Raw genomic sequence first — 3,089 nt, 5'->3', positions numbered from 1 at the left:
CTCGCTTCGCGACTCTCGCTTGGCCTTCGGCACATTGGCTCAGTCACTCGACTTGCAGAGCAATTCTCGTGCCTGTCTTCGCTTTGCTCAGCTCGCCAACGTCGGCAAGGCTCGGTCGTTAGCCGACATTTTTATAATATTATTCAGATGAAAAATTCTTTATTCTTATTGCTCTATTGTTTATTGTTTGTCCCAACTCTCATTGCAAAGGATTATAGAATTTGGACTATTAATCTTTCGAAAGGGTATATACTTAAATCCAAACCCATTGCAAATGCTAAAAGCGTTCTTGTGCGAAATGCTGAAGAATTTGAGATTATCGATCTTATTAAGTCAAAAAAAGGGGTCTGGTTTAAAGTTAAGAGTGATAGATTAAGTGGTTGGTTATTGAACCCACCGTTTCCAGTTAATAATATTCGTTCAACTAGAGATTAATGTGATAACAAAATTCAGGAGGGGGCAGATTATTTCTATTTTCAAGGTTTAGAGATTCTTTTGTTGAATAAGTCTATTGCAAGCATGTATTCGTTTGAATCTGGTAGCTTATTGCCTATTAGTTATGGATATTGGGAACTCAAAGGAAATAAAATTTTAGCGAAATTTACTGTTAAAGTTAGAACTGATGTGGAATGTACGAATGGTTGTGCAGAAAGTGCGGCTAATCTAGACTTTAAAGGAAATGATCGCGAAGCTGATGAGAAAATATTCTATAAAAAGTGCATAAAAAAATGCGCGATCGATGGATTGAAAACTTATGGTAAAGTCGAAGTCGAAGCTGAATTTATTATTTTGATATTTCAAGAAGGCAAAGAATTAGTTTTGCGTTTGGAGAGGGTTAAGGAAAAAAATCTTGATGTTAACGGGAAAGGATATTTTGAAGATCAAGGTTACATCCAAGATCGAATTTTTCATTCGGCCTGTTCCGAAAAGTAAAAACGTCGGCTAACTACGCAGCTCCGTTCCGCTCAGGATTGCTTCGCAACCCTCGCTCCAGGCTTCGCCAAATTCGGCTTTGTCACTCGTCTTGTAGGGCAAGTCTCGTGCCAAGTGCTTCGCACGCGCCGAACTTCGGAGCCGCTCTTTCGTTAAGCGAAATCCCGCAAAGATTTGTTTTTTTGTTTTGTAGCTCGGAAGTATTAAAATTTTCTTCAAAGAGCATTGCAGACTTTATTCTTATTGCGCTCCCCATTATGACTGGTGCCATCGCATTTGATTGCATCTTGAAATCCAGAGTAGGGAATGTAGCTCATGGTTATAGGCTAACCAATCTCGCAAATGGGGAGTGGGTATTATTTAGCTCGTAAATTTTATTGTTTCGGATCTTTCTTTAGTTTCGAATATATTAAAAGTGCAACGTGTTTGGGCGGGACTTCGCTTAACTACGCAGCTCCGTTCCGCTGGGGATTACTTCGTAACCCTCGCTCCAGGCTTCGCCAAATTCGGCTTTGTCACTCGCCTTGCTCAGCAAGTCTCGCGCCAAGTGCTTACACACGCGCCGAACTTCGGAGCCGCTCTTTCGTTAGGCGAACATCCGACACGGTTTTGTTTTTAGGCTTCAGGTTTGGTATTTTTTGTATTCGGGCCGGATGTAAATTTATTCCACGCGGCCGCTCCTGTTATGTTCTGGTGCCGAGAGTTGATTTGCATCTTCCTAATTTGATTTTAGCGATAGATTTTAATGCTTCGCGTATTCGGAGCGATTTGTTCGTTACAAGAAGTAATTTTACCGATTTGGCATCTGGTTACTAGTAGTAAATTAGAAAGTAATTTAGATTGCACCGTGTTTGGGTCGGACGTCGCCTAACTTTCGCCTCTGCCGCTGCGCTTCGAGCTCGCTTCGCGACTCTTGCTTGGCCTTCGGCACATTGGCTCAGTCACTCGACTTGCAGGGCAATTCTCGTGCCTGTCTTCGCTCCGCTCAGCTCGCCAACGTCGGCAAGGCTTGGTCGTTAGACGCCATATTGCAAAATATTCCTTATGAAAAAGAAGCAAATTCTTAATGTTTTATGTTTAGGTTTATTTTTAATTTTTCCATCATCAATTTTGCCTATTGAAATAGCGGAAATTGAAAAGATTATTGCAAATAGGAAAGATTCAGACTTATCAAAGATTATTAGTTTGGATAAACTCTTTCAAGCCGATCAGAATGCAGAAAATGCTGATCTTGTTCTTTTAGAAATAGCAAAAATTGCATTAAAGATTAAAATAACAAATGAAGAATATTTAAAAAACAGTCAATTTAGAACTATATTCAAATTTAGAATAGTGAAATCGAATAATTTTGGGGATTTTGCAAGCTATAGCGGCGAGCATCTTACTCAACTTCTAAATCTTTTTCCAAAATCTGAATATATTGATGATGCAGAATATTACATGCTTTCGGTCTTTCCGAAATCATATAATTTTACAGATTTACATCAGAATAGACGAGATCTACAAAAATTCATTAAAAAATATCCAGCTAGCAATATGAGAATTCAAGCTGAAAAGGATATACGATGGATTAATGATTATCTAAGTAAAGGTAATGGTCCACTGATTGATTAACATGCAATACGGCGTCTAACTGCGTCGCTCCGCTTCGCATCGGGTGTGCTTCGCAACCCTCGCTCGGGTTTCACCAAATCGCCTCGGTAACTCGACTTGCAGAGCAATTCTCGTTCCCGTCTTCGCTGACGCTCAGCACGGCGACTTCGAAGCGACTAGTTCGTTAGGCGCACATCCGACAAAATTTTGTTTTTAGGCTTCAGGTTTTATATTTTTCGCATTCGGGCCGGCGTTAAATTCATTCCCACGCGGTCGCTCCTGTTATGATCTGGTGCCTAGATTTGGATTGCATCTATATAATTTGATCTTAGCGAGAGATTCTAATGCTTCGCGTATTCGGAGCGAATTACTCGTTACAAGAAGTACTTTTATCGATTTGGCATCTGGTTACTAGTAGTAAATTAGAAAGTAATTTAGATTGCACCGTGTTTGGGTCGGACGTCGCCTAACTTTCGCCTCTGCCGCTGCGCTTCGAGCTCGCTTCGCGACTCTTGCTTGGCCTACGGCACATTGGCTCAGTCACTCGACTTGCATAGCAATTC

At 40.8% G+C, this 3,089-nt stretch carries 3 protein-coding genes; all 3 read left to right on the top strand.

Going from position 1 to position 3,089, the window contains the following annotated elements:
* Positions 1-435, top strand: a 435-nt coding sequence (locus LPTSP_RS19230; protein ID WP_217350177.1) for a hypothetical protein, incomplete at its 5' end; no start/stop codon positions are given.
* Between the two features lie 63 nt (positions 436-498).
* Positions 499-933: a hypothetical protein gene (locus LPTSP_RS19000; RefSeq protein ID WP_135354769.1), complete on the top strand. Its 435-nt coding sequence runs from the start codon at positions 499-501 to the stop codon at positions 931-933.
* Positions 934-1,977: 1,044 nt separating this feature from the next.
* A complete protein-coding gene (locus LPTSP_RS18985) occupies positions 1,978-2,547 on the top strand; it encodes an outer membrane protein assembly factor BamD (protein ID WP_108930326.1) in 570 nt (189 codons plus the stop codon).
* Positions 2,548-3,089 lie beyond the last annotated feature (542 nt).

The organism is Leptospira johnsonii, assembly GCF_003112675.1.
Classification (GTDB): domain Bacteria; phylum Spirochaetota; class Leptospiria; order Leptospirales; family Leptospiraceae; genus Leptospira_B; species Leptospira_B johnsonii.
Note: the sequence above shows the minus strand (reverse complement) of the source record. Positions and strands in the feature narration are given on the sequence as shown.

Excerpts from the sequence above, each read along its gene's own strand:
- LPTSP_RS18985 (WP_108930326.1), top strand. The coding sequence starts at position 1,978 with ATGAAAAAGAAGCAAATTCTTAATGTTTTATGTTTAGGTTTATTTTTA.